Here is a 24,148-nt window from a genome sequence, read left to right as displayed (position 1 = left end):
AAAGGAGGTGTCATGGAATATCGGCAATTGGGATCGTCCGGCCTGCGCGTTCCGGCCCTGTCGTTCGGCGCGGGGACCTTCGGTGGCAAGGGACCGCTGTTCAGCGCCTGGGGCACAAGTGACGCCAGCGAGGCGCGGCGGCTGGTCGACATCTGCCTCGACGCCGGCGTGACGCTGTTCGACACCGCCGACGTCTATTCGGATGGTGCGTCCGAACAGGTTCTCGGCGAAGCGATCAAAGGGCGGCGCGATGCCGTCCTGATCTCGACCAAGACCGGCCTGCCGATGGGTGACGGCCCGCAGGACTGGGGCGCGTCACGGGCGCGGCTGATCGGCGCGGTCGAGGCGGCGCTGCGGCGGCTCGGCACCGACCGGATCGACCTGCTCCAGCTTCACGCCTTCGACGCGTCCACGCCGACCGAGGAGGTGATGAGCACGCTCGACCGGCTGATTGCGGACGGCAAGGTCCGCTATGCGGGCGTCTCCAACTATCCCGGCTGGCAGATCATGAAGGCGCAAGCGCTGGCCGATCGTCACGGCTGGCCGCGTCTGGTCGCGCACCAGGTCTATTACTCGCTGATCGGTCGCGCCTATGAATGGGACCTCATGCCGCTCGCCGCCGATCAGGGGGTCGGCGCCCTGGTCTGGAGTCCGCTCGGCTGGGGTCGGCTGACCGGCAAGATCGGGCGCGGACGGCCGATCCCGGCAGGCAGCCGCCTCCACGAGACGGCCCAGTTCGCGCCACCAGTCGAGGACGAGCATCTGTACCGGGTCGTCGACGCGCTGGAGGCGGTGGCGGCCGAGGTGGGCAAGACCGTGCCCCAAGTCGCGATCAACTGGTTGCTGCGGCGGCCGACCGTGGCGTCGGTCATCATCGGCGCGCGCGACGAGGCGCAGTTGCGCGACAATCTGGGTGCGGTCGGCTGGGCGCTGTCGCCCGAGCAGGTGGCCGCGCTCGACACCGCGAGCGACGTGCTGCCGCCCTATCCGCACACGCCCTATCGGCAGCAGGAGGGTTTCGCCCGCCTCGCGCCGCCTTTGGTCTGAGGGAGCCACGATCATGAAGTTCAACCTCGGATTGCTCGCGCTGGCGGTCGGTGCCTTCGGGATCGGCGTGACCGAGTTCGCGCCGATGGGCATGCTGCCGGTAATTGCGGGCGACCTGCATGTGTCGATCCCCGCAGCCGGACTGCTGGTCAGTGCCTATGCGATGGGCGTGCTGATCGGCGCGCCGCTGATGACGCTCACCACCGGGCGGATCGACCGACGGACGCTGCTGATCGCGCTGATGGGCATCTTCACGCTCGGCAACGCGCTGTCGGCGATGGCGGACGGCTATTGGATGCTGATGGCGGCACGCGTCGTCACCTCGTTCAACCATGGCGCCTTCTTCGGCGTCGGATCGGTCGTGGCCGCGAGCCTGGTGCCGCCGGACAAGCGCGCAGGCGCGGTGGCGGCGATGTTCACCGGGCTGACCGTCGCCACGATCGGCGGCGTGCCAGCGGCGACCTGGGTCAGCGAAGCGATCGGCTGGCGTACCGCCTTTGCCGGGATCGCGGGCGTCGGCGCGATCGCGATGCTGTCGCTGCGCCTCGCGCTGCCGCCGCTCCCCGCGACCGAGGGGGGCGACATGCGCGCCGAACTGCGGGTGCTGACGCGCGGGCCGGTGGTGATGGCGCTGGCCCTGACCACGATCGGCTTTGGCGGCGTGTTCACCGTGTTCACTTATATCGTACCGATCCTGCGCGATGTGACGCATGGTTCGACCGGCTATGTCACCGCGATGTTGATGCTGTTCGGCGTCGGCGCGACGATCGGCAACGGCGTCGGCGGGCGTCTGGCGGACCGTTCGGTTGACCGGGCGCTGATGACCATGCTGGCGATCATGGCGCTGACGCTGCTCGCCTTCACGGTGCTCATGCAATGGCCGGTGACCACTGCCGCCGCGATCCTGATCTGGGGCATCGCCAGCTTCGCGATCGTACCGCCCTTGCAGATGCGGGTGATGGACGCCGCCTCGGACGCGCCGAACCTCGCCTCGGCGATGAACATCGGTGCGTTCAACCTCGGCAATGCGATCGGCGCGGCGCTGGGCGGCGGCGTGATCGGGGCTGGGTTGGGCTTGCCCGCCGTGTCGCTGGCCGGTGCGGCGATGGCTGCGGTGGCGCTGGCGATGCTGCTGGCGTTCCGGCGTCGGCCGAACGCCAAGGCCTGCCCGGCCTGACGGGCGGCGGCATCAGCCTTGGATCACAGCCGCTTCCGCATCCGGGTCAGCGGCACGACGACACCATCGACATGGGTATCGGCGCGCTCAACTGGCTCGTAACCGCAAGCCGCGTAGAGCGGTACGCCGCCGGCCGTGCCCATCAGTTCGACGGCGGCGAAACCCTCCGCCCGTGCTGCTTGCTCGCAGCGATCGAGGATCATCCGCCCGATCCCGCGCCGGACATGGTCCGGGTGGGTGTACATGGCGCGGATGCGGGCGGCGTCCTTGGCCGGATCGAGCAGCGCCGGGTCGCGCAGTTCGGTGCTATGATCGCCGCCATAGAGCGTCGCACGCCGACTCCATCCGCCGCAGCCGACCGGCACGCCATGGTCCTCGACGACGAAGTACGTGCCATCGCGCACCAATTGCGTGTCGAGCCCCATCACCGCCCGGCTGGCGACAATCTGCGCCGGGGTCAGCACCGCCGCCTGGCCGCGATCGATCGACAACGTCATCAGGTCGCGTAGCACCCCGAGGTCGGCTTCGGTGGCAAGGCCGATCGTCAGGCTGTCGGTCATGCCGACAACTCCAGCCGCCAGGTCTCGCCCTGAAGTGGAATGCCGAACCGCTCATGCATCGCCGTCTCGACACATGCGAAACCATGCGCGGCATAGAGGCGGCGCGCGGACTCCAGCACCGTATGAGTCCAGAGCACCAGCGCGCGATAGCCCGTTTCCCGTGCGAACGTGACGCAAGCGCCGACCAGCGCATCGCCGATGCCCCGGCGGCGGGCGAAGGGCTCGACATGCAGCAGCCGCAGCCGGGCGATGCCGTCGCCCTCGTCGGTCATGAACACCGCGCCTGCCATGATCCCGTCGATCTCGGCGACCCAGCATTGCTCGCGCTCGGGATTGAAGTCGCGCAGGAACGCCGCGGTCACCTCGCTTTCGATCACCTCCAGTTCGCGACCCCAACCATGGCTTTCGGCATAGAGAAGCGACTGGCGTGCGGCGATCAGCGCGGGCTCGCCGGTACGGAAGGGCCGGATCACGAACGGGCCTCCCGATGCGGTATCCAGCAGCAGCCGCGCGCGCGTCAGGGCTTCGACCAGATCGCGCCGCGCTTGTCCGTCGACCGCCGCGAGCAGATCGCCGACGGCATGGCTCTGGCGGTGGTCGAGCGTGCCGAAAGCCTCACGTCCCGCCTCGGTCAGCCGCAGGTCGCGCGCGCGGGCATCGTCGTCGCGACGCACCCGCACGATCCAGCCGTGCTTCTCGAAACGTGCGACCAGGCGGCTGAGATAACCCGCGTCCATGCCCAGCGCATCCTGCAACACGCTGGCAGTGACGGGCTCGCGCGTGGCGATCTCGAACAGCAACCGTGCTTCGGGCAGGCTCGCCTCGGTGCCGAGGAACCGCGCGTCGAGCGCGCCGATCGTCTGGGTGTAGAAGCGGTTGAACCGGCGGATCGCGGTGACGTCTGCATCTTCCATGTCCGCTATGCTGGATCACCTTACTTGACGGAGTCAAGTATCAGGGAAGCGCTGGCTCCGGCACCAGCTGCGCGCGAAGGGCGGCCGCATCCCGCCCCGGCGGTGCCCCGAACAGGCGGCGATAGTCGCGGCTGAACTGCGACAGGCTTTCGTAACCGATCGCGAAGCCGACCCGCGCGACCTCCTCGGCGGCGACCAGGCGGCGGCGTGCTTCCTGCAAGCGGACCTGTTTCTGGAACTGCACCGGCGTCATCGTCGTCACCGCCTTGAAATGGCGGTGGAAGCCGGGGATGCTCATGCTAGCCAGCGCGGCGAGGTCGGCCACGCGCAACGTCTCGGCATAATGATCGCGGATGAACGCCGTCGCGCGGCCGATCCGCGCGGCATGGGTGTCGACCAGACCCATCTGGCGCAGCGCCGGTCCCAGCGTGCCGCCGAGCAGTCGCCACACGATCTCGCGCCGGATCAGCGGGGCGAGCACCGCCTGATCGGCCGGATGGTCGAGCAGTTCGAGCAGCCGCCTGAGAGGATCGCGCAGCGCCGGGTCATGGTCGCTGGTCGCCAGTGCAGGGAAGGCGGCGGCTGGTCCCGGCGCGCTCACCCGCTCTGCCACCAGTTCGGCCACGGTCACCGGTTCGATCGCCAGCGACAGCGCCAGATAGGGCGCGTCCGCGCTCGCCCGCACGATGCGCGACGTGACCGGCAGGTCGACCGAGGCGAGCAGGCATTGGCCCTCGGCATAATGATAGGGCGTCGGCCCCAGCATCGACATCTTCGCGCCCTGCACGACGAGGCAGAAGGACGGCCGATAGACCGTGCGGATGATGCCGGTCGGCTCCTCCGCGCGGGTGATGAGCAAGCCCGGGATCGGCGTTTCGCGACCATGGACGAACCAATGGCGCTCGATCAGCCGGGCAAGGTCGGACAGTGTCGTCATGGCAGAGATCGTAGTCTCGCCGCTTGCCGAAAGCACCGTCTACGCACTACTTTGATAGGATCGGGCAGGACTTTGATCGGATCGACGTCGCGGTGCCGAACGTTCGCGGCGTATCTCCGGCTCGTCCATTCCAATAGGAGTATCATTCCATGCGTATGCGCCAACTCGGCCATAGCGGCCTGTTCGTGTCCGAGCTCTGCCTCGGCACCATGACCTTCGGCGGCAGCGAGGGCGTCTGGGGCCAGATCGGCCAGCTTCGCCAGGACGAGGCGGACGCGCTGGTTAGGACCGCGCTCGATGCCGGCATCAACTTCATCGACACCGCCAATGTCTATGCCGGCGGTGAGAGCGAGCGGATCCTCGGCCAGTCGCTCAAGAACCTCGGCATCGCGCGCGACGATGTCGTCATCGCGACCAAGGTGCTGGGGCCGATGGGCGATGGTCCCAATGCGCGCGGCGCCTCGCGCGGCCACATCCTCAGCCAGTGCAAGCAGAGCCTCCAGCGGCTCGGGCTCGACCATATCGACGTCTACCAGATCCATGGCTTCGATCCCGCAACGCCGATCGAGGAGACGCTGGAGGCGCTCGACACGCTCGTCCGTCATGGTCACGTCCGCTATCTCGGCCTGTCCAACTGGGCGGCGTGGCAGGTGGTGAAGGCGGTCGGCATCGCCGAGGCGCGGCGGCTCGCGCCGATCCTGTCGCTCCAGGCCTATTACACGCTGGTCGGCCGCGACCTGGAGCGCGAGATCGTGCCGATGCTGCGGTCCGAGAAGATCGGGCTGATGGTGTGGAGCCCGCTGGCGGGCGGGTATCTGTCGGGCAAATATGACGGCGAGGGCCAGGCGGCGGACGGGCGGCGCGCGAATTTCGACTTTCCGCCGGTCGATCGCACCCGTGGCTCGGTGGTGATCCCCGAGATGCGCCGCATCGCCGAGGCGAAGGGGTGCACCGTCGCGCAGGTCGCGCTCGCCTGGCTGCTCCACCAGGCGGTGGTGACGAGCGTGATCGTCGGGGCCAAGCGGGTCGATCAGCTTACCGACAATATCGCCGCGACCGAGGTGTCGCTCGACGCGGACGACCTTACCGCGCTCGATGCGGTGACCAAGCTGCCGGCAGAATATCCCGGCTGGATGCTGGAGCGCCAAGGCGGCTATCGCGCCTGACGGTCGCAGGTTCGCCGGGACGGCTCTCGACTGTCCCGGCGCGTTGGACCTTTCGGCCAATGGGGGCAGCGGATCACCCAGGCAGGATACGGCCTGTTCGGGCGGCATGAGCAAAGGCCGGAAAGCCGAAAGCCTCTGCCTGACGCGCGGCGATCTCATAGTCATAGGGCACACTGTGCAGCTGGGCCGCCCATCCGGCGTTGCGACGCTCAACGATGGCATAGCGCGCCAGCGGGCTGCCTGCCTCCATGACGTGTGGGGTCGCGCCCCAATCCCGGTAGCACGGCATCCCAACGCTGCCGGGATTGACGATCAGCACGCCATCGACCGCCACGATGCGCGGCGTGTGCGTATGTCCGCATAGCACCAAACTGGCCGACCCGATGCCCTTCAGGCGCGGCCGGATGGCGGTGTCGGCATCCAGTGTCGCGCGGCCGGACGTCACGTCCTCGAGCAGATATTCCAGATCCCCGCCAGCCGGGCTGCCATGGCAGGCGAAGACGTCGCCATCGCAAAGGGTGAGCGTCGCGGGCAGCCCCCCGATCCATGCCCAATGCTCTTGGGTCAGAAGCGGCCGCGCCAGAACGTCGAAGGCACCGTCGCTGCCGTCCTGCAACTGCCGCTCGTGATTGCCGGCGATGGTGTGATAGCCGGCACGCATCTGAAGCTCGGCGCTTGTCCCAGGATCGAACGGGCCGGACACGAGGTCGCCCAAATTGACGACCAGATCAGGCGCGGCGGCGGCCATGGCGTCGCGGACAGCCTCCAGCGCGGCCAGATTTCCATGGGCGTCGGCAATAACCCCGATCTTCAATGCTTCCTCCTCGGTGGGCACACGCGGCGGCCGGGCGGAACTTGGCAGACGCTCCTTCAAAACGCCATGCAGGGCAGCGGCCCACACGCTGCCGGCCCGTGGATTGACGGCCGCCAAATTACAGTCCTTCTCCCCACTATGAGCGTTTCCCTCCGCGAAGCCCGTCGGATCGTCCTGGCAGCCCAAGGCTTGGGTCGCGCGCGTCCCGACAGCCCGTCCGTTCGCCACCTACGGAGCACCGCCGCCCGGCTCAACCTCTTCCAGATCGATAGCGTCAACGTGCTGACGCGGGCGCACTATCTGCCCGCGTACTCGCGGCTCGGTGGCTATGACCGTGCCCTGCTGGAGAGCGATGCGTGGGGGCCGAAACGCCAGCGGCGGATGTTCGAATATTGGGCGCACGAAGCGTCGTTGCTGCCGCTCGACCTCCACCCACTGCTCCGCTGGCGCATGGCACGGGCGGAGCGAGGCGAGATCGGCTATCAGGCGCTGCGGTGGTTCGCGGTCGAGCGCCGGGCCGAGGCGGATGCCGTGCTCGAACGGATCACCGCCGAAGGCCCGCTGGCGGCGGCCGACTTCGAGAACGGGTCCAGCCGCAGCGGCTGGTGGGAATGGAGCCACGTCAAACACGCGCTCGAATGGCTCTTCTGGTCCGGCCAGATCACCACCGCGACCCGGCGGGGCAGCTTTGCGCGCTTGTACGACCTGACCGAACGGGTCATTCCGCCAGCGGTACTGGCGCTCCCAACGCCGTCGGTTGAGGCGGCGCAACGCGCCTTGATCGAACGGAGCGCCCGCGCGCTGGGTGTCGCTACCGCCAGCGATCTGCGCGACTATTTCCGGTTGAAGCCCGCGGAAGCAGATCATGCCATCGCCGATCTGGTGGAGGATGGCGTGCTCGTGCCGGTGCGGGTCGAGGGCTGGAGCCAGAAGGCATGGATGCATCGCGACGCGACCATGCCGCGCCGGGTGCGCAGCGCTGCCTTGCTCGCGCCGTTCGATCCGTTGATCTGGGAGCGGGCCCGCGCCGAACGCCTGTTCGGCTTCCACTATCGCATCGAAATCTATGTGCCGCAGGATCGGCGCACGCACGGCTATTACGTGCTGCCCTTCCTGATGGACGAGGCGCTGGTCGCGAGGGTCGATCTCAAGGCGGACCGGCAGGCCGGGCTGCTGCTCGCGCACCGCGTCACGCTGGAACCGGGAACGCCCGTCGATACGCTGCCCCGGCTTGAGACCGAGCTCGACCGGATGGCGGCATGGCTCGGTTTGGACGCCGTCCGCATCGGCGCGGTCGTACATCGCGGTTGAGCGTCTTCGCCCGTCACGTTGCTCCACCCCGCTCGGCGGCAGCCACGATGCCGTTGTCGAGCAGCGCATGGAGCGCGGCGATATGGCCATTGTCGCGCGCACCGCTGGGATCGGAGGTCATGACGACCGTCAGCTTCAGGTCCGGCACGATGAACAGCATCTGCCCGCCATAGCCCCAGGCGAAGCGCAGCGGATGGCCACGACTTGCGCCGACGAACCAGCCATAGCCATATTGCCCACCGCTCCACGGCGATACGGTGCGCGGGGTCCAGCTTTCCTCGATCCAGCGCGCAGGCACGATCCGCCGCCCGTCGATCACCCCACCCAGGCGATAGAGTTCGCCGAACCGCGCCAGGCTGCGCGGCGACATCATCATGTCGTTGCCGCCGAAAAAGATGCCCTGCGGATCGCGCGACCATGGCGGGATGGTGATGCCGAGCGGCTCCGCCAGCCAGTCGCGCATAAGGGCATGAGTGTCGCTTCCCGACGCGCGGGTCAGCATCGCCGACAGCAGATGCGTGTTGCCGGTGGAATAAAGCATCGCGCCGCTCGGTTCATCGACGAACGGGCGCGCAAGGGCGAAGCGGACCCAGTTGCGACTGGACACCCAGCGCCCATAATTCTCCCCCGACGTCCGCTCCAGTCCGGCGCGCATCGTCAGCAGGTCCTCGACGGTTAGGCGGGCAAGACGCGGGTCGGGATCGGGCGGCGCATCACTGCCGAGCACCGACAGCACGGGCTGGTCGACGCCGGTCAGCACGCCCTTCGCGATCGCGATGCCGACCAGCGCGGACAGGACCGACTTGGACGCGGACTTGATATTGACCGGCCGGTCTAGCGGCGGCCCGCCGTTGAAGCGCTGCTCGGCCAGCACCTGCCCGTCGCGGAGGACCAGCAGCGAGCGGAGCCGGGGAAGACGCCTGGCTTGGGCAACGGTGTCGGCCAGGATGACGGCGTCCAAACCGCGCGTCTCGACCGGGCGGGACATGGCGGCTTGCCGTGGCGCAGGTGCAGCATCGCAACCGCTGGCGAGGAGGAGCACCAGCGCGCAGACATATCGCTTCACGGCGTCATCGCAGAGCGAAGCGATTGCAGGAACTCGGCGGGTGCTTCGACCTGCGGCGAATGGCCGAGATCGTCCAGGCGGATCAGGCGGGCGCCTGGGATGCGCTTTACCGCGTCCTCGGCGGCCTGCGGTACGGTGCGGACCCGGGCGCGCCGGTCCTCGGGCGCACTGTTGGCCCGAAAGGCCGTCAAGTCGCGCTGGCCGATGATCAGCGTGGTCGGGACCGCCAAGCGCGGCAGTTCGGCCGCGACCGGCTGGGTTTGGATCATATCGGACAGACGGGCCTGTGCATCGCGCACCGTGTCGCCATCGGGGCTCGCATATTGCCCGGCCAGCATGGCGACCCAGCGATCGTAATCCGGCCGCCAGACCCCAGGATAATAGTTGCGGAGCTGATAGGCCTTGATCGACGCCGCATCCGTCTTCGCCTCTTCGGCGCGCAGCTTACCGAGATCGGCATAGGGCACGCCCTCGCTCAGCGTGTCGTTGAGGCCGAGCGGATTGACCAGCACCAGCTTTGCGACCCGTTCGGGATAGAGGAGCGCGAAGCGGGTGGCGAGGATCCCGCCGGTCGAATGGCCGACTAGCACGACCTTGCCGGCCCCGGCCCGGTCGAGCAGCGCGGCAGTCAGCGCAGCCATGGTGTGGAAACTGTACTGGTATCCACTCGGCTTCGACGATTTGCAAAAGCCGATCTGGTCCGGCGCGATGACACGGTAACCCGCGGCCGCCAGTCCGCGTGCGGTGTCGCCCCAGGTCGCGGCGCAGAAATTCTTGCCGTGGAGCAGGACGACCGTCGTGCCGTTGGGCGTGGCGGTCGCCGGCCAGTCGAGAAAGGCCATGCGAACCGGATGGCCCTGCGAATTGGCCTCAAACCAGTGCACGGGGGCCGGATAGGCGAACTGCTCCAGATCGGCGCCGAGCGGCGCCGTTTGGGCAGCCGCAGTGGTTGAAAGCAGGGCCGAGCAGGCAGCGGCAGCAAGAAAGCGAAATCGCATCAACAGATAACAACAGCCGCGACGCCAATATCCCTGGCGCCGCGACGACATCGTCAGATGGTTCGCTTTGTCTCCGCACGGCTGGTGACCATGTCCCACAATCGGTAGGCCGCGTCTTCATCCTCCCGGGATGGCGCATGGAGATTGAAGCCAATATCCTCCCAAGGCTGGCGGGCCTCCCAGTCCGGATTGAGCGACCAGTAACAGACGCTCGCCTCGAACATCGCCAGATGCTCGATGGGGGTTTCCATCGGCGGCAGGCCCTTTGTCTCGACATGCGTGTGAATGGACCGCGCCAGATCATCGAGCCGCTTGTTGATCATTTCGCTTTCCGTCAGCCGTAGGGGGCGTGGCGACATGATCGCGATGGGCGCCATGGCAGCGCGTCCCAGAACCTGCTCGGTCGTGCTGGGGCCAGCGGCGATCGGCATGAATTGCCGCAGCAGCTCGGTCGGCATGGGTGACCCGCCACCGGGGTAATCTGCTGGCACGGGGTGCCCCGGCATGTCGCGCAGCCAAGCGTAAGCCGGTTCGTCACGGAGAGCATCAAGCACGGCGTCAATCGTTGGATCGTCGTATCCGCTGTCGCCGGACAACAGGGTTTTGCCGAACGCGATCAGCGCGCTTTTCCGTCGCTCCTCGGAATTCGCCTCATTGGCAAAATGCTGCTCGATGTCGGTCTGCGGTGCCTGGCTGTCTACCTGCTTGTTCTTCGGCAGGACCTTGCCCGGATGGCGCTTCACCCAGTCGATCACCGAACGCTGGATGTCAGCGGCGAGCTGATGTCGAAACGACGGATCGTCTCCATAGCCAGCGATGAACCGACGGAGTTCCGCATGCTGTCGCCCGGAGACGGCGCTGACGAGCGGCCAAGCAATGCCGAGTGCGGCCCGTTCATTGGTGACGTTGTGCAGTTCTTTGAGCAGCGACGTCGCGATCAGGATACCCAGCGCGGTCCGCAGATCGGCAATTTCCCGTGCGTTCGGCGGACGATGGCCCACCGCCTTATGGTACCGATCCAGCAGACGGGGCAGGAAATTACCTGGCGATCCGATCGCGGGCTGCTTACCGTCGATCGTCTTCGGCCGCTTGCCATAGGCCTTGTACCCGGTGAGGTCGAAGCTGCCACGGGCGATGGCCTCCATCCAGGCTTGCGGATCGGGGGCTGGGCCGAGCAGTACCGCGATCAGTTCCGATAGGATCGAGCCGCGTCCGGGGCCCAGGGCTCCAACGGCGTTGCGCCCCGCCTTCGTCACCAAAAGCTTCAGCATTCTGGTGATGCTCGCGGCGGCGGCCTTCTCCTGTTCGGGGCTGCCGTCGCCGTACTGCCCGCCCGCCATGTGACGCCGATACACTTCCAGCTCGGCCGGGGTCAGCAGGGCATTCAGATCCATCCTCGATGCTCCATCGATGCGGACGGCCGACGCTCGCCGCTCGCGACACCAAGCAGGCATAGCCTTGCAGACCCTCACACGCGGTAAACGCCGCCGTAAGGGCGGCACGCACAATCTCACAAAGAAGCGGAGGAAAGCTTACAGAAAGAGGTGGGCACCCTCACAGACGAAGGCAGACCGGCCCCATGCGGGGCCGCACGAAAACTGCGGCGCAATACCGCTAAAATGTCGCATTTCATATTTGTGTCATTTTAGCTGCGTCGGCGCGTGCGCGCCGGGAGCGCAAGCGCTCCTGGTGGAGGCGTCGCCTCCAGGTCCGCCGGCACCGCGATGACGGTGCCTCCGGAAGGCGGGACCGGTCGCATGGCCGGGGCATGCTCCGCCAAGACCACCCAAGCGCCGCGTGGCGGCGAAGTCGGTGATGAAAGGCCGGAAAGCGGATCGGCTGAGCCGAGAGGTGAAATGACCAGGGAGGATCGCCGCGAACAGCCCGCGGCCCCCCATGGATAGAAGTCGACCATGCACATCAAGACACTGGAGGCGGTTGCGATCGCCGCCGCCCTGACCCCTGCGCGTCTGGCCGGGCTGCGTTTTCCTGTCGATCCAGATGCGGGTTCAATACCTGCCACTCGGCTGCGGCACTATGTTCACGCGTCAGCGGCGTCGTTGCTGGTCGTCCCTGCAATCGTGCCGCCCGCCCCCCGAGACGTCGCGGGACTCGTCCGGGCATATGACACCGATGTGCTGATCGCGCTCGCCTCGCGGGATAGCATCGACGACATCACCTTCGCGGTCATGCTCGCCGGCAACGATCCGGTTTACTCATCCGGACTGAACCTCTTCCTCGGTTCCGGGGCATCATGTCATTTCGTGCCCCCGGAGCCGGGAAGCACGTGCTTCGCCCTGCTGCCTGTGGGACTCCGCGGTTGCGAATGCGCGCCATGGGATAGCGAAGTTGATTGGCGAGCGGGACTGGCCGACGGTCGGGCGCTTCTGTCCGGCATCTTCGCGGGAGGGACGAAGTGATCACGCTTCCCGAATGGCTGGCGCCTGGCGCCGTCGCCGACCGGCTTTTCGATGTCCGTGCAGAGGCCGGCCGCGCGATCGGCTTCGGCCTCGTCCGGCCGCGGCGCAGCGGACTGGATAATACAATGAGCCAGATCGCCTTCGCCAAGCTCAATCCCGTCAAGCCTGTCGGGGATACGCCGAGAACGGCGTGCGGCTGGCCGGTGACGGCCCGCGATCACCGGATCATCCCGGCACCCGGCGTGCCGGACGTCACATCCATCGGGCGGCTGTTTGGCGACTATGACGCGGCGGTTCAGCCGCATCAAAAGCTTCTGGGCGCCGTCTTCACCTTCCCGTTCGTTTCCGATGTGCCGGTGCATGACGGGTTCGGAGCGGTGCTGTCCTATGCGGCCTTGCGGTTCGGCCGGGAGCGTCGCCTGACCAGTCTCGTCGTCGCTCATGCGCCGTGCGATCAACTGGCAGAGGAAGCTCCGCATGCCCACGCCATCGTGCTTGGTCGCACCCACCGGGCGTCCGGTTGGGGGCCGCCCCATCCCGACCTTGCCGAAAGCGAGCATGCCATGTGGGCAGAGGATTGGGCAGATTTCTCCGCACGCTGGGCGCTGACGCTGGGGCAATGAACAGAGCGGAATTTCGGTATCGCGACATGCCGCGTGCCGCATCGATCGATGGCGATGGACGGGACGCCCCAGCGTCCCGTCCATCGAATTGACCGTCGGCGGCTACGGCTCGTCAGAATGACGATTTCCCTGCCGTACCTCCACCGACCGCACGGCTGACCGCATTCTGCCATGCCCGCTCCGCTACCACGCCTTGCGAGAGGGAGACGTTCAGCTTGCCGTAGACGTCGAGTTTGGCCGCAAGCCCCTCGTGCGGATTGCCCCAGATTTGACGGCACCGGTCGCCGCCCGTGCACCAGCTCGCCTCGTATGTGGATCCGACGATTTGCGAGAAACCCGGCTTGCCATAGCGCTTCACCATCTCGGCGGCGATCTGCTCGGGCGTCCGTCCGGCCGCAGGCGCGACGTATTTGACGACTTTGACCGCGTCACCCGTCGGCATCGGCTGGAATTCGACGATCAGGCTCTCGTCGCCTTTCGCGGCGTTCAGCACCGCCACACCCTGTTTCGGCTCCTCGATCGGGAAGACGTCGCGCTGCCGCTTGGCCTCATGGTCGACGGTCGCGGCCCAATCCTCGCCCGCCGACGTCTCGACCTTCCATCCGGTACGGGCAAGCGTCGCCTGCACCTCGGGCGCGGCCATGCCGATACGGATGCCCGCGATCGTCAGCGGTGCGGCCGCAGTCTTCATCTGCGCGGCGGCCTCCTGCTCGGCAACCGAGGCCGATCCACAGGCGGTGAGCAGCGCCAGTGCGGCGGTGGCGGTGATTTTCGTCATCATATTATGTCCTTGTGGTCTGGACGTGCGGGTTCGTTCGCCGAGATGCATCCCGGCGTGGCACGTCCGTCGTGGGGTGTGTCTCTACGGGTGAGCTGGGCTTGCCGGTGGCGAGCGCGCCCGGACGGCAAGCCTCATCGCAGCACCAGCGCGACGAAGCCTGCGGTGTCCTGCCCGCCGGCGACGTGGCCGGCATCGAAGGCATGGGCGACGCCGAGCCGCAGTGACGAGCTGGGTGACAGCGCAGCCGACCAGCCAAGCTCGACATCCATCTCGCGTGCGGTCGGTGTCAGGTCGACGCTGGTCAGGCAAGTGGCGAGCACGCTGGTCATCAGGTCATAGGCGACGGGCGCTTCGACCACCGCGCGGGCGCGCTCGAGCCGAAGCGGTGATGATAGTCCGAGCGTGACGGTACCGCCGCCAAGACGATACGCCGCGTCGAGCGCGAAGGCGGTGCCGGTCATTGGTCCGGTGAAGCGCAACAGGTCCGATCCGCCAGCGACCTGGGTGGTGGCGGCCGTGGCCCGTGCCGACAGCAGCACGCCAGCAACGGTTCGGCTGGCGGTCAGCGTGGCCAGCGTAGTCCGGCTGCCGGAGAGGGCAAAGCCAGCGGGGCCACGCAAACCCAGCACCTGACCGCGTTCGGTCAGGTTCGATAGCTCGACACCGAGGCCCATCGGCGATGCGAAAGTGACGCTGCGCAAAGCAGAGCGGCCGTCGCGCGATACGCCGGATGCAAAGGCCGCCGACCAGCCGTCGCCGCTCCATGAGGATGACGTGCCGATCGGCGCGGCGACGACACCGCGCAGGGCAGAACCGGCGATGCCCGCACCTTGCCCGATCCCGACATTGGCGCTGAAGCTGACCGTCTGTCCCGCAACAGGCGAGAAGGCGAAGGTGGCCGGGCGGCCGGAACGCGCCGCGGCCCATGGTCCGGTGGTAGCGGAGGTGAAACCGAACTTTGCGTCGTTGGCCGTGGTGGCCAGCCAAGGCGGATCGATCGTCCCCAGCATCGCGCCTGCAAGCAACCCCGATCCCCTGCTCGATGGCCTGACGGTGCCGGTCATGGAGAAGTCACGGCCATAGCGGTCGAACACCGTCATGTGGGTGACGGCATTGGCTAGTCGGGCACCGCCACCGTATGGGCCGGAGAGGCTAAGCGAGGAATAGCGCGCCAGCACCATGTCGGCGGCGGCGAAAGCACTGGTAGGCGCCTGTGCCTTCATCGCGGCCTCGATGTTGAGCAAACCGGCGCCGAAGATCTGGTCTGCACCCTTGTCGCCGAGGTCGGTCGCGGTATCGAGCAGGATGCGCGAGATCGCCTTGCCGCCGAGTTGCGGCCAGTACTGCTTGAGCAGCGCGACGGCCCCGGCAATGGCGGGAGCCGCAAAGCTGTTGCCGGTTACGGTGGTCAGTTGCCCGTCCTTGCCCACGACGCTGACGTCCACCGCCACGACCGCAAGCGTGCGGTCGGCAAGATCGCCGGGCAGGCCATTGCCGCTGGGCGGTCGCAGCGAGCTGTCGACGCGGATGCCGAACAGGAAATTGTCCCTGTTTTCCAGATTGTTGCCAACGAAATTGCGGGTGATGGTGCCTAATGCTGCACTCTTGTCGTCGACGAAGTTCGAGACGGACTGGACGAGCAGCCGGTCGGCTTTAACGACGCCGTCCATGGCGTTGCGTTGGTCGGTCGCCGCCTGACCGGCTGCCTCGCCGTTCAGGCTCAGCGAGATGACAAACGCGCCTCTCTCCACCGCATAGGCAATCGCCGGGGCGATATTCATCGGATTAGCGCCATCGGCCTCCTTGATCACGGAGGTGGCGGTGACGTTCTCGAGATCGGGGGCGGCGATCTTGAGGGCGAGTAGTGTGGCGTCATAGGCGACGCCGTGCACGCCCGAGCCGTTTTTCGCGGCGAGCGCGACTGAGGCGACCTCGGTGCCATGGCCCTGCACATCGTCGAGCGGGAAGGTGACCGTCTCCGGTGCACAGGTAGCGCAACGCGCGATCCGGCTCTCGAACGTTTTGCTGTCGGGCGAAATGCGGCCGGCGAACTCGGCGCTGCTGGTGGCGATGCCAGTGTCGATGACCGCGATGGTCACACCCTTGCCGGTGATGCCCTTGTCATAGGCATAAGCCGCTTTCGCGCCGACCACAGCGGCAGACGCCTTATACTCGGCGCTATCCGCCGCGCTGGGCGGCGGTGTCGGTGTGGGGGATGGCGTCGGTGTTGGATTGGGCGTCGGCGTCGGTGCAGGCGTCGGGATCGACCCTGACGAAGCCACGCCACCGCCGCCACAGGCCGCGAGCAGCATCGCTGCCGAGATCACCGATGGTGTTTGAAATGTTTTCCGCCACTGGCGGCTGTGTCCCGCAACCATACGCACCCCCGTTTCGGGCGATGCTTGGCTTCCCCAGCCGGCGGCACCGCCCCATCTGAAAACGAGGCGATGCCGGCCCGTGAGCCGGGGATTCAGAACCCGCGATAAGACAGGCGCGAGCGTCTTTGGGCCCCCGAAGGTGCCTTGGACATGCACGCCCGCTCCCCGGCCGAAACTGGTTCGGGCCGGGCATTCGGCTACTTATCGACGAGGTTCTGACGCCTCGGTCCGCCTGCTGACGAACGTGGCTGGTGTAAGCGGAACCCGTTAACGAACCAAGCCCCGCCGTGCAGGAACGACGTTCGGATTGCTGCAACATGCGGCAAGCTGGGCGGCTTATGACTGCACAATCCGCCATATTTTGAGACGCTTACCCTCTTCAGCAGCGACAATCTGCTGGAGGAAAGAAAATGAAGCGACGCAGCTTTCCGTTGGTTTTCCGCGTGAGCGCCATCCTGCTGCTGACCGCCCTGATCGCCGGGCAGTGGTGGCAACGTCAGCCCGCCGGCAGCATCGCCGGCTGGGTGCCGGCCATGGCTGAAGTCTATTGCCCGGCTGCCGCGATCCATCGCTCCGGCACCATCGCGGATAGCGCGCGAACCTTCGATGGCTGGGCCTATGCCGTGATTGGCAACGCTCTTTTCCGCGATGGCCGCGATCGCTGCCGCGTGAAGAGGGGACAATCGGCCGGGGCCGAGCGAAGCCCTGAAGAGAAATGAAAATCGAAGGGGCCTGATCCGGACCAGCCGGTCCGGGGATCAAGCTGCTGCGCAGGTACCCCCATGCATTCGACCCTCCATGACACGCTGCCGACGACCTCGGTCGCGCTCCTCAACTATGTTCTGACCGCACTCGCTCCCGACGAGCCGTACCCCTACGCGGGCAACACCGGCCTGCCAGGCGGCGTGGAGTCGCTCGAAAACAACCTCATCATCGTGGCGACCCCGGTCACCGAGCGTCTTTATGACGACGCGGTGATGCGCTGTGCCGCGACCCGCAAGCGTGACGTGGTGCTGATCCGGCACGGTTTCCACCCCGAAATCCTCGAGCCGGTGCGGGCCGATGTCGCGCTTCACTCGGTCACCGGACCGATCCTGGTGCAGGATTTGAGCTTCTACCGCGATGCCGATGGCGGCCTGCACCTCGTGCCGGCACGTCCGGACCTCTTCGTCGGGATCACACGGCACGGGTTGGAGGTGTCGATGCCCGCTCCCTGGAACAGCGGGTGGGAGCGGGTGACCGGGCTCGAGCGAGCCGCCGCCGAGATAGTCCGCGCCTGCCGGCGGACAGAACAGGGTTGAGATCAGCGAACACGAGAATGTGCCCCCGGAAATGGGGGATGAAACAAGGAGAAATCGAGATGAACACCCCGACCTTCGAAGCCGCCGTCACCCGCGCCGTCGTGAAGCTGCTGCTCGGTACCCGCAAGCTCAAGCCCGGCGTTGCCATCACCGGTGGCGATCCGCTCGAGATCGAGGACCAGATCAAGATGGGCCGTCACGCGGTCGAGACCGACGCCGACGTCCTGCACCTCGAATATCGCACCGGACCGACCCCGGCGCTGACCGGGATCACGATGTTCTTGCCGCGCGATGGCCGTTGCCACATCCAGAGCGGCTGCCGCCTGTGGCAGTCGAAGTCGGGCAACCGGGGGCTGATCCTGCCGCAGGCTCATGTGCGCGGGCATTTCCGGCTCGCTCCGCGGGAGATCGTGCACATCGACGGCAAGCCCGCCGACGATCTGAGTGAGGGCATCGAACGTGCCAGCACGTGGCTGACCCGGCAGGTCATGCGGCCGGGCGTCCAGTACGACGACGCGCAGTGCACGCTCTGGGCAAAGGCCGCCTGACGGATCGCGTCGAGGTCTATCACCCTATACGGACGAGCCAGCCTATTCGGACACCCGCTCGAAAATAATAGCGGTCTTGCCCGAATATGGCAGCTCGTCCGATATGCCGACACTCACTTTAACCGCACCTTCGCGGCTCGCGTACGATGCTGCCGTCGCTCGGGCGGCCTTAGCCGAATGGGGAGCGTCGCAGGGATGTGCGCGGTCAGCGGCGTCAGCAACTTCAGGGCATCAAGCTTGAGAGAAAGCTCGGCTTCCTCGTCATAGGTCCTTGCGGTCTCCGTCTCGCCCTCGTGGCCGAAGATGTCGCACCGCACTTCGCTGGGAACACGCCCTTTCATGGTCGTCGTTGCCAAGCCGCGGAAGCTGTGGACGTCCTTGTCCTTCCATGCCCCGCCGACGCGATGCCGCCATGACGTGCCTTCGGGGAAAGCCCAGTCCCGCAACGGCCTGAACACGGACTTGTAGAACGTCCCGGCGAATGTCGTGGAGTTCGGCGACTGCATCTCTGGAAACAGCATGGTCGATCCTGCGGCGCGCATCGCCTTCACATAGTCGATAAAGCCCAAGCGGATCAGTTCGGGATGGATCGGCAGCCGTCGAATCGACTGGATGTTCTTGAGCGACCGATCCTCGGTATATTGGATCAGAAAATAGGGGATCGGGTCTTGTTCGAACACCTCGGCCAAGCCCAGCCCGGCAAGCTCTGAACTGCGACCGCCATAAAGTGGGAGCATCAACGGCAGCCAGTACCAGGCGTCGTGGAAGATTTCGGTTCCGGGTTTGAAACGTCCGCCGATATCGGCGCACCCGGTCCAGATCGGCGCGGACAACAGCGTGGCGACTTCCTGCTTGGTCCAATTGGCGCGCTTGTCCCGGTCACGCTTGCGCTGCTTGCGATCGGATTTGCCAAGGCCGGCCCGCGCAACCTTGAAGGACAGCGGCTTGGCCGGTCGATGCGCCTCGGGGTCATCCTCTTCGCCCGCCGCATGGGCCAGGACGGCAGCGACCCACGTCAGATGCTTGTTGATGGTGACCTGACTGATGCCGATCTGCGCGGGGTCCATGCCCTTCGCCCGCTTCAGGCTGGCGGCGATGCCACCCGCCTGTTCCTCGCGGGTACGGCCCCAGCGGTTCGGCAATGCCCGACATAGGGTCGTGAAGGCGCGAACATGGGATTGGTCCAGATCCTCGATGAAGGCGTCGCCGCCGCAAGCGTGATCGAACAGGCGGATGGCGGTCCGCACCTGCTTGATCGAATCCCTGTCCCAGCCGCCCTCCTTGCTGTACGCGGCGATGCAGTCCTCAGCCGCATCGACGATGCGTTGTTTCTGTCGCTCGGGCTTTGACGGCGGTGCCGGGGGCTGAGCCGGCGTGACGCTGTCATCCGAGAGTGGTTCTGTAGGTGCAGGGCGCGTGCCTTGTGGCGCGATCTGCTCGAAGGCGAATGGCGCGTCGTCCGCCAACGCGTCGTCGACCCATGCGGCCGTCTCATCTTCCGTGTCGGGCAGCAACGCCGTCGCTTCTCGGCAGGCGGCTGCCCGCGCGGCGCAGATCGTCTTGCCCATACGGGCGACATTGTCCTGCGTCGGAAGGATGCCGAACGCGGTGGTGTAGCTGTCGATTTGTTTCTTGGAGACTGGATCGTTGTTCTGGAACTCGAACACCAGATCGGCGACCTGCTTCGCGCGCGCCGGCGACCAGCCGGCCGCGATCAGGCGGTCATGCTCGTCCAGCGTCCATTGCGCGCCGACCCCGCGGCGGCCCAGAAAGCCCCAGGCCTCGGCATAGAGGGTGTTGATCGACGCGTGATCATCGGCTGGCGCGGAAGTGCCCGCCTGATCTTCCAGGATGCGCTGCAACTGCCAGCGCAGCGCATCGCTGAACACCTTCTTCAGTTGATCCGGCCTCATCCCCGTCGATTGGCCATAGGCCATGCGCACCCCCTCGACCGCCACATTCAGGCGATCGGCCATACACCGCGCATATTTATAATTTCCCGTTCGAAGGGAAAAGCACAGAGGCACGTGCGTGCCCGCCACCGTGATCTTGCGCCGCCAATGATAGCTGCCGCCACGCAGCCGCAGGTTCCGTAATCCCATTCCGTCACCCCCGATGGGTACAGCGATGGGTACAGCCGTGGGTACAACGGTTCCCGATCGCCAGTTAGGCGACGTGAAATCAACGACTTAGATGCGGATGGTCGGGGAGACAGGATTCGAACCTGCGACATCCTGCTCCCAAAGCAGGCGCGCTACCAGACTGCGCCACTCCCCGACAGGCGGTTGCCCTTAGGGGAAGCGGGGCGGCGGGCGCAAGGGGTATTTCGGGAAAGCGCTACAGGTTGGCCTGCTCCTCCTTGGGCAGGTTGGCATCGGGCGGATAATAGAGCGTGGCGCATTCCTCGCGCAGACATCCACCCTCGATCACGATATCGTGGCGATAGGCATCGGCGATGAAGCCGAGCGTGTCGACATGCCGGGCCTCGAAATACATCGGGTGGACATCATCGCGCCCAGCGCCATAGACGACGCGGCCGACCTTCGACCAGATCGACGCCATAGTGCACATGCCGCAGGGCTGAAGCGTCGAATACAGAGTCGCATCGCGCAGTTCGAGTTCGCCCTCGCCTTCGCAGGCCCGGCGGATCGCCATCATTTCCGCATGGGCGGTGGCGTCGGGCAGTTCATGGGTCTGGTTACGCTCGGCCGCGAGGACCCGGCCACCGCGAACGATGACCGAGCCCAGTGGTGAGGTCGAGGGATCGGAGCCCTTCGACCGCGCGACCTCGATCGCCATACGCATCCAATGTTCGTCGTCTGGGGTCATGACCTGTCCAACGTCGCGCTATCGGTTTTGAGCCAAGCGCCTGAAATTCCTTGCGCCGATCGGACCTATCGCACGGTCGATGCCTTGGCCGCATAATAGTCGCTCAACACGCCGAACGCCGCCTTGCGCTGCCCGGTTTCGGAAATCAGGCCCTTGCGGTTCCATCCCTGCTGAAAGTCGGGATTCTGTCGGCGCGGCGATCGGAAGTCCTTCAGAATCCAGGGCGACATGCCGCGCAAAGTCGGCACATGATCGGCCATGCCCAGCGTCGCGCGATAATAATCCGCCTGAAATTCCTCGGAGAATTTCTGCTTGTTCGCCGGATCGTGGAATCCCGCCCGCGCATCGGCACCGAATTCGGAGAAGATCAGCGGCTTGTCGGCGGGCAGCCGCCACTCGCTGCGCGCCAGATCGGTCAGGCGATCCTGCGAGTACCAGCCATTATAGGTGTTGATCGCCATGACATCGAGCGCATCGGCCAGCGGGTCGGCGAGCGTCATCACCGGGTGGTCCGCTCCCTCCCTCCGTTCGACCAGCAACGCGGCGCTGACCAGGCGGGTGTCGTCGAGCCGACGGACATCGCCGACCAAGGTGCGGAGGAATATATTGCGGGCATCGGTCACGGGCGTCTCGTTCGCGATGCTCCAGATCGCCACCGAGGCGCGGTTGCGATCGCGCAGGATATTCTCCGCCAACATCGTCCGGGCGCGGTTCAGCGTATCGGGGTTGGACCAGGCGACGCGCCAGTACACGGGGATTTCGCTCCACACGATCAACCCCAGCTCGTCGGCCATGCGCACCGTCACGTCGGAATGCGGATAATGCGCCAGCCGGACGAAATTGCCATGCAGCCCGTCCTTGATCTCGCTCAGCAGCGCACGCGACGCGGCCGGGGTCATGGCGCGCGTCGGATCGACGCCCAGTTCCTCCTCATGCATCGAAATGCCACGCAGGAAGATCGGCTTGCCGTTGAGCAGGATATCGGCACCACGCCGCTCGATCGTGCGAAAGCCGATGCGGTCGTGCCACTGGTCCTCGCCCGTGGTGACCGCGACGTCGTACAGCCGGGGCCGGTCGGGCGACCAGCGGATCAGGGTACGCGGCGCCGCCATGGTCGCACGCCAATCGCCCTTGGCATCGGTCGTTCCAGCCCGGTCGAGGCCAAGCTCGGCGATGCGCAGCCGGACCGGCTGGTTGGCGGCCTGGGGCCCGTCGAGATGGATATCGACCGCGATCCGGCCATCGCGGGTCAGCCGGACCCAGGCATCGTCGACATAGGTGTCGGGCGTCGCGATCAACCGGACCGGGCGGGTGATGCCGCCATAATTCTCCCAATCGGTGACGGGCGGCGGCACGGTGGCCTCGGTCGCCTGGCTGTCGACGCCGACGGTGATCTGGTTCTCCCCGTCACGCAACGCCTGGGTCACGTCGAAGGCGAAGGGGGTGAAGCCCCCTTCATGCCGACCGATCGGCTTGCCGTTCAGATAGACGATGGTCGCATAATTGGCGGCGCCGAAACGCAGAAAATAGCGACCCTTGCGGGACGCGGGCACCGCGAAGACGCGCTGATACCACATCAGCCCGTCATAATGGCGCAGCTCGGCCGCATGGGTCAGCCAGGACGAGGGCAGCGAGGTGAGTGGCGAATGGGCGAGGTCGAATTCGTAAAGGACGCGACTGTCCTTCGCCATCGCCGCGCGGACATCGACGTCGCGCCAGCGTTGCTGCCCCGCGTCGGGCATCCCGCCGTGAAAGCCCGATATGCCGGAGCGGAACGGATCGATCGAATAATGCCAAGGCCCGGACAGGTCGGTGCCATCGCGCAGGTCGGCGGCGACCAGGACCGGGCTGGGTCGAGGTGCCGCCTCCTGCGCGGCGAGCGGCGCGCCAAACGCCATGGCCAGCCCCGCGATGACATATCCCAAACCTGTCCTGCTCATGCCGTAACTCCCCTACTTGGCCGATCCTCTCGTTCTTCGACCACCGGATCGGTGGTGAACGGCGTCAGGTGGCGAATGAAGACGATCAGCACCACCGCCCCGATCAGGTCGAACACCGCCAGTACGGCAAAGAGCGGCGCATAGCCCACCGTATCGGCCAACTGCCCGATCAACAGGGAGAAGAGCAGCCCGCCGATCCAACCCGCCTGGCCGATAAAGCCATTGGCCGTCCCGACCTCGGCGGGGGCGAAGACATCTGCCGATAGCGTGTTGATAAGGCCCGAGATCATCTGGTGCGCAAAGCCGCCGATGCAGAACAGCGCAATCGCGACATAAGGGCTGGCCGCCAGTCCGATGCATCCCGGCGCGATCATTAACACCGCGCCCAGCGCCACACCCGCGACACGCGAGGGGATCAGCGTGACACCCCGCTTCATCAGCCAGGGCGACAGATAGCCGCCCAGGATGCCGCCGACATCCGCCGCCAGAAAAGGCAGCCAGGCAAAAAGCGCAATCTGCTTCAGGTCCATGCCGCGTTCGCTGGCAAGGTAGAGGGGTATCCAGAAGCTGAAGGTCTGCCACGCCGGTTCGGCCAGAAAGCGGGGCACCGCGATCACCCAGAAGCGTGTGGTACGCAGGATCTCCTTCGCCTTGGCGCGCCGGATCGGCCCGCGCGGCTTTTCGACCGCGATCATCGCCTGTTCCTCGGGCGTGATGGCGGGGTGCTGGTCAGGCGAGCGATAGAAAATGTACCAGGCCACGGCCCAGAAAATGCCGACGCCGCCCGTCACCAGGAATGCGGTCCGCCAATCGGCCCAGAGCGCCACGGCCACCACGACCGGCGGCGCGATCAGCGCGCCGAGCGATGTGCCCGCGTTGAACCAGCCGACCGCGACCGACCGCTCGCGTGCCGGGAACCACTCCGCCACCGCCTTGATGCCCGACGGGATCGCCGCCGACTCGAACAGACCCAGTACGCCGCGGAAGAATGCCAGGCTCAGCCACCCGATCGCCAGCGCGTGCATCATGTTCGCCGCCGACCAGGCGAGCCCGAACAGCGCAAAGCCAGCCCGCAGGCCGAAGCGGTCGATGAACGCCCCCGCCACCGGCTGCATGATCGTGTAGCAGAGCTGAAACGCACCGACGACATAGCTATATTGCTGCGTCGACATGTGCAGCGCCGATTTCAGCTCGGGCGCGAGCACGCCCAGCGAATTGCGCGCCAGATAATTGGCGATGGTCCCCGCACAGATCAGCGCAACGATCCACCAGCGCAGATTGCGTACCCGCAAGCCCGTCACTCCCCTACCCCACCATGCGCATCGTGGCGCCGGTGCT

General features: G+C 66.4%; 22 protein-coding genes and 1 tRNA gene. 9 read left to right on the top strand and 14 right to left on the bottom strand.

From position 1 onward, the window contains the following. Positions 1 to 12 precede the first annotated feature (12 nt). Both U1H82_RS16235 and U1H82_RS16230 read left to right on the top strand, forming a co-directional pair. Positions 13 to 1,047: an aldo/keto reductase gene (locus tag U1H82_RS16235; RefSeq protein ID WP_322965990.1), complete on the top strand. Its 1,035-nt coding sequence runs from the start codon at positions 13 to 15 to the stop codon at positions 1,045 to 1,047. A gap of 13 nt (positions 1,048 to 1,060) precedes the next feature. Then, on the top strand, positions 1,061 to 2,224 hold the full coding sequence (locus tag U1H82_RS16230) for an MFS transporter (RefSeq protein WP_322965989.1): 1,164 nt from the start codon (positions 1,061 to 1,063) through the stop codon (positions 2,222 to 2,224). 23 nt (positions 2,225 to 2,247) lie between these two features. On the opposite strand, the gene U1H82_RS16225 is transcribed toward U1H82_RS16230, so the two are convergent. The 3 genes from U1H82_RS16225 to U1H82_RS16215 are packed head-to-tail and all read right to left on the bottom strand — an operon-like array spanning position 2,248 to position 4,635. Beyond that, on the bottom strand, positions 2,248 to 2,784 hold the full coding sequence (locus tag U1H82_RS16225; RefSeq protein ID WP_322965988.1) for a GNAT family N-acetyltransferase: 537 nt from the start codon (positions 2,782 to 2,784) through the stop codon (positions 2,248 to 2,250). Continuing rightward, positions 2,781 to 3,698 (bottom strand): bifunctional helix-turn-helix transcriptional regulator/GNAT family N-acetyltransferase, encoded by a 918-nt coding sequence (locus tag U1H82_RS16220; protein WP_322965987.1) that lies wholly within the window; start codon positions 3,696 to 3,698, stop codon positions 2,781 to 2,783. Before U1H82_RS16220 ends, U1H82_RS16225 begins: the two co-directional genes overlap by 4 nt. A gap of 40 nt (positions 3,699 to 3,738) precedes the next feature. After that, entirely contained in the window at positions 3,739 to 4,635 is an 897-nt protein-coding gene (locus U1H82_RS16215; protein ID WP_322965986.1) for an AraC family transcriptional regulator, read from the bottom strand. A 149-nt stretch (positions 4,636 to 4,784) separates the two neighbouring features. Here U1H82_RS16215 and U1H82_RS16210 point away from each other — a divergent pair, with 149 nt between their 5' ends. Next, a complete protein-coding gene (locus U1H82_RS16210; protein WP_322965985.1) occupies positions 4,785 to 5,801 on the top strand; it encodes an aldo/keto reductase in 1,017 nt (338 codons plus the stop codon). A gap of 73 nt (positions 5,802 to 5,874) precedes the next feature. On the opposite strand, the gene U1H82_RS16205 is transcribed toward U1H82_RS16210, so the two are convergent. Then, the gene (locus U1H82_RS16205; protein ID WP_322965984.1) at positions 5,875 to 6,732 is read right to left on the bottom strand and encodes a metallophosphoesterase family protein; all 858 of its coding nucleotides are present in this window, start codon (positions 6,730 to 6,732) and stop codon (positions 5,875 to 5,877) included. Positions 6,733 to 6,804: 72 nt separating this feature from the next. On the opposite strand from U1H82_RS16205, the gene U1H82_RS16200 reads away from it, so the two are divergent. Beyond that, on the top strand, positions 6,805 to 7,926 hold the full coding sequence (locus U1H82_RS16200; protein WP_322965983.1) for a winged helix-turn-helix domain-containing protein: 1,122 nt from the start codon (positions 6,805 to 6,807) through the stop codon (positions 7,924 to 7,926). Positions 7,927 to 7,939: 13 nt separating this feature from the next. On the opposite strand, the gene U1H82_RS16195 is transcribed toward U1H82_RS16200, so the two are convergent. The 3 genes from U1H82_RS16195 to U1H82_RS16185 form a co-directional block, all read right to left on the bottom strand. Then, positions 7,940 to 8,914 (bottom strand): serine hydrolase domain-containing protein, encoded by a 975-nt coding sequence (locus U1H82_RS16195; RefSeq protein ID WP_322965981.1) that lies wholly within the window; start codon positions 8,912 to 8,914, stop codon positions 7,940 to 7,942. A gap of 74 nt (positions 8,915 to 8,988) precedes the next feature. After that, positions 8,989 to 9,876, bottom strand: a complete 888-nt coding sequence (locus U1H82_RS16190; protein ID WP_322965980.1) for an alpha/beta fold hydrolase — start codon at positions 9,874 to 9,876, stop codon at positions 8,989 to 8,991. Between the two features lie 167 nt (positions 9,877 to 10,043). Continuing rightward, positions 10,044 to 11,384 carry a hypothetical protein gene (locus U1H82_RS16185; RefSeq protein WP_322965979.1) on the bottom strand — a complete coding sequence of 447 codons (1,341 nt, stop codon included), beginning with the start codon at positions 11,382 to 11,384 and terminating at the stop codon, positions 10,044 to 10,046. Between the two features lie 519 nt (positions 11,385 to 11,903). Between U1H82_RS16185 and U1H82_RS16180 the strand changes: the two genes are divergently transcribed. Further along, on the top strand, positions 11,904 to 12,410 hold the full coding sequence (locus U1H82_RS16180; protein ID WP_322965978.1) for a hypothetical protein: 507 nt from the start codon (positions 11,904 to 11,906) through the stop codon (positions 12,408 to 12,410). Next, positions 12,407 to 13,033 carry a hypothetical protein gene (locus U1H82_RS16175; protein WP_322965977.1) on the top strand — a complete coding sequence of 209 codons (627 nt, stop codon included), beginning with the start codon at positions 12,407 to 12,409 and terminating at the stop codon, positions 13,031 to 13,033. The genes U1H82_RS16180 and U1H82_RS16175 overlap by 4 nt, the downstream gene beginning before the upstream one ends. Before the next feature lie 112 nt (positions 13,034 to 13,145). Here the strand turns inward: U1H82_RS16175 and U1H82_RS16170 are convergent, their stop codons facing one another. Further along, positions 13,146 to 13,814: a hypothetical protein gene (locus U1H82_RS16170; RefSeq protein WP_322965975.1), complete on the bottom strand. Its 669-nt coding sequence runs from the start codon at positions 13,812 to 13,814 to the stop codon at positions 13,146 to 13,148. Between the two features lie 131 nt (positions 13,815 to 13,945). Beyond that, a complete protein-coding gene (locus U1H82_RS16165) occupies positions 13,946 to 16,141 on the bottom strand; it encodes a S8 family serine peptidase (protein WP_322965974.1) in 2,196 nt (731 codons plus the stop codon). 461 nt (positions 16,142 to 16,602) lie between these two features. Between U1H82_RS16165 and U1H82_RS16160 the strand changes: the two genes are divergently transcribed. The 3 genes from U1H82_RS16160 (at position 16,603) to U1H82_RS16150 (ending at position 18,041) form a co-directional block, all read left to right on the top strand. Continuing rightward, positions 16,603 to 16,911 carry a hypothetical protein gene (locus U1H82_RS16160; RefSeq protein ID WP_322965973.1) on the top strand — a complete coding sequence of 103 codons (309 nt, stop codon included), beginning with the start codon at positions 16,603 to 16,605 and terminating at the stop codon, positions 16,909 to 16,911. A gap of 63 nt (positions 16,912 to 16,974) precedes the next feature. Then, complete coding sequence (locus U1H82_RS16155; protein WP_322965972.1) at positions 16,975 to 17,493, top strand: hypothetical protein; 519 nt, start codon at positions 16,975 to 16,977, stop codon at positions 17,491 to 17,493. Positions 17,494 to 17,552: 59 nt separating this feature from the next. Further along, positions 17,553 to 18,041, top strand: coding sequence for a hypothetical protein (locus U1H82_RS16150; protein ID WP_322965971.1), 489 nt, complete (start codon positions 17,553 to 17,555; stop codon positions 18,039 to 18,041). A 113-nt stretch (positions 18,042 to 18,154) separates the two neighbouring features. Here U1H82_RS16150 and U1H82_RS16145 read toward each other — a convergent pair whose 3' ends face one another. From U1H82_RS16145 to U1H82_RS16125, 5 genes are all read right to left on the bottom strand, one after another. After that, a complete protein-coding gene (locus U1H82_RS16145; protein WP_322965970.1) occupies positions 18,155 to 20,017 on the bottom strand; it encodes a site-specific integrase in 1,863 nt (620 codons plus the stop codon). A 224-nt stretch (positions 20,018 to 20,241) separates the two neighbouring features. After that, positions 20,242 to 20,318 (bottom strand) — tRNA-Pro (locus U1H82_RS16140). Positions 20,319 to 20,378: 60 nt separating this feature from the next. Beyond that, positions 20,379 to 20,870 carry a nucleoside deaminase gene (locus U1H82_RS16135; protein ID WP_322965969.1) on the bottom strand — a complete coding sequence of 164 codons (492 nt, stop codon included), beginning with the start codon at positions 20,868 to 20,870 and terminating at the stop codon, positions 20,379 to 20,381. A gap of 65 nt (positions 20,871 to 20,935) precedes the next feature. Further along, on the bottom strand, positions 20,936 to 22,810 hold the full coding sequence (locus U1H82_RS16130) for a glycoside hydrolase family 2 protein (protein ID WP_322965968.1): 1,875 nt from the start codon (positions 22,808 to 22,810) through the stop codon (positions 20,936 to 20,938). Beyond that, positions 22,807 to 24,102: an MFS transporter gene (locus U1H82_RS16125; protein WP_322965967.1), complete on the bottom strand. Its 1,296-nt coding sequence runs from the start codon at positions 24,100 to 24,102 to the stop codon at positions 22,807 to 22,809. The genes U1H82_RS16130 and U1H82_RS16125 overlap by 4 nt, the downstream gene beginning before the upstream one ends. Positions 24,103 to 24,148 lie beyond the last annotated feature (46 nt).

The sequence above is a fragment of the Sphingomonas fuzhouensis genome (genome assembly GCF_034659795.1).
Lineage (GTDB): Bacteria > Pseudomonadota > Alphaproteobacteria > Sphingomonadales > Sphingomonadaceae > Sphingomonas > Sphingomonas fuzhouensis.
This window is presented reverse-complemented; position numbering and strand designations above follow the sequence as displayed.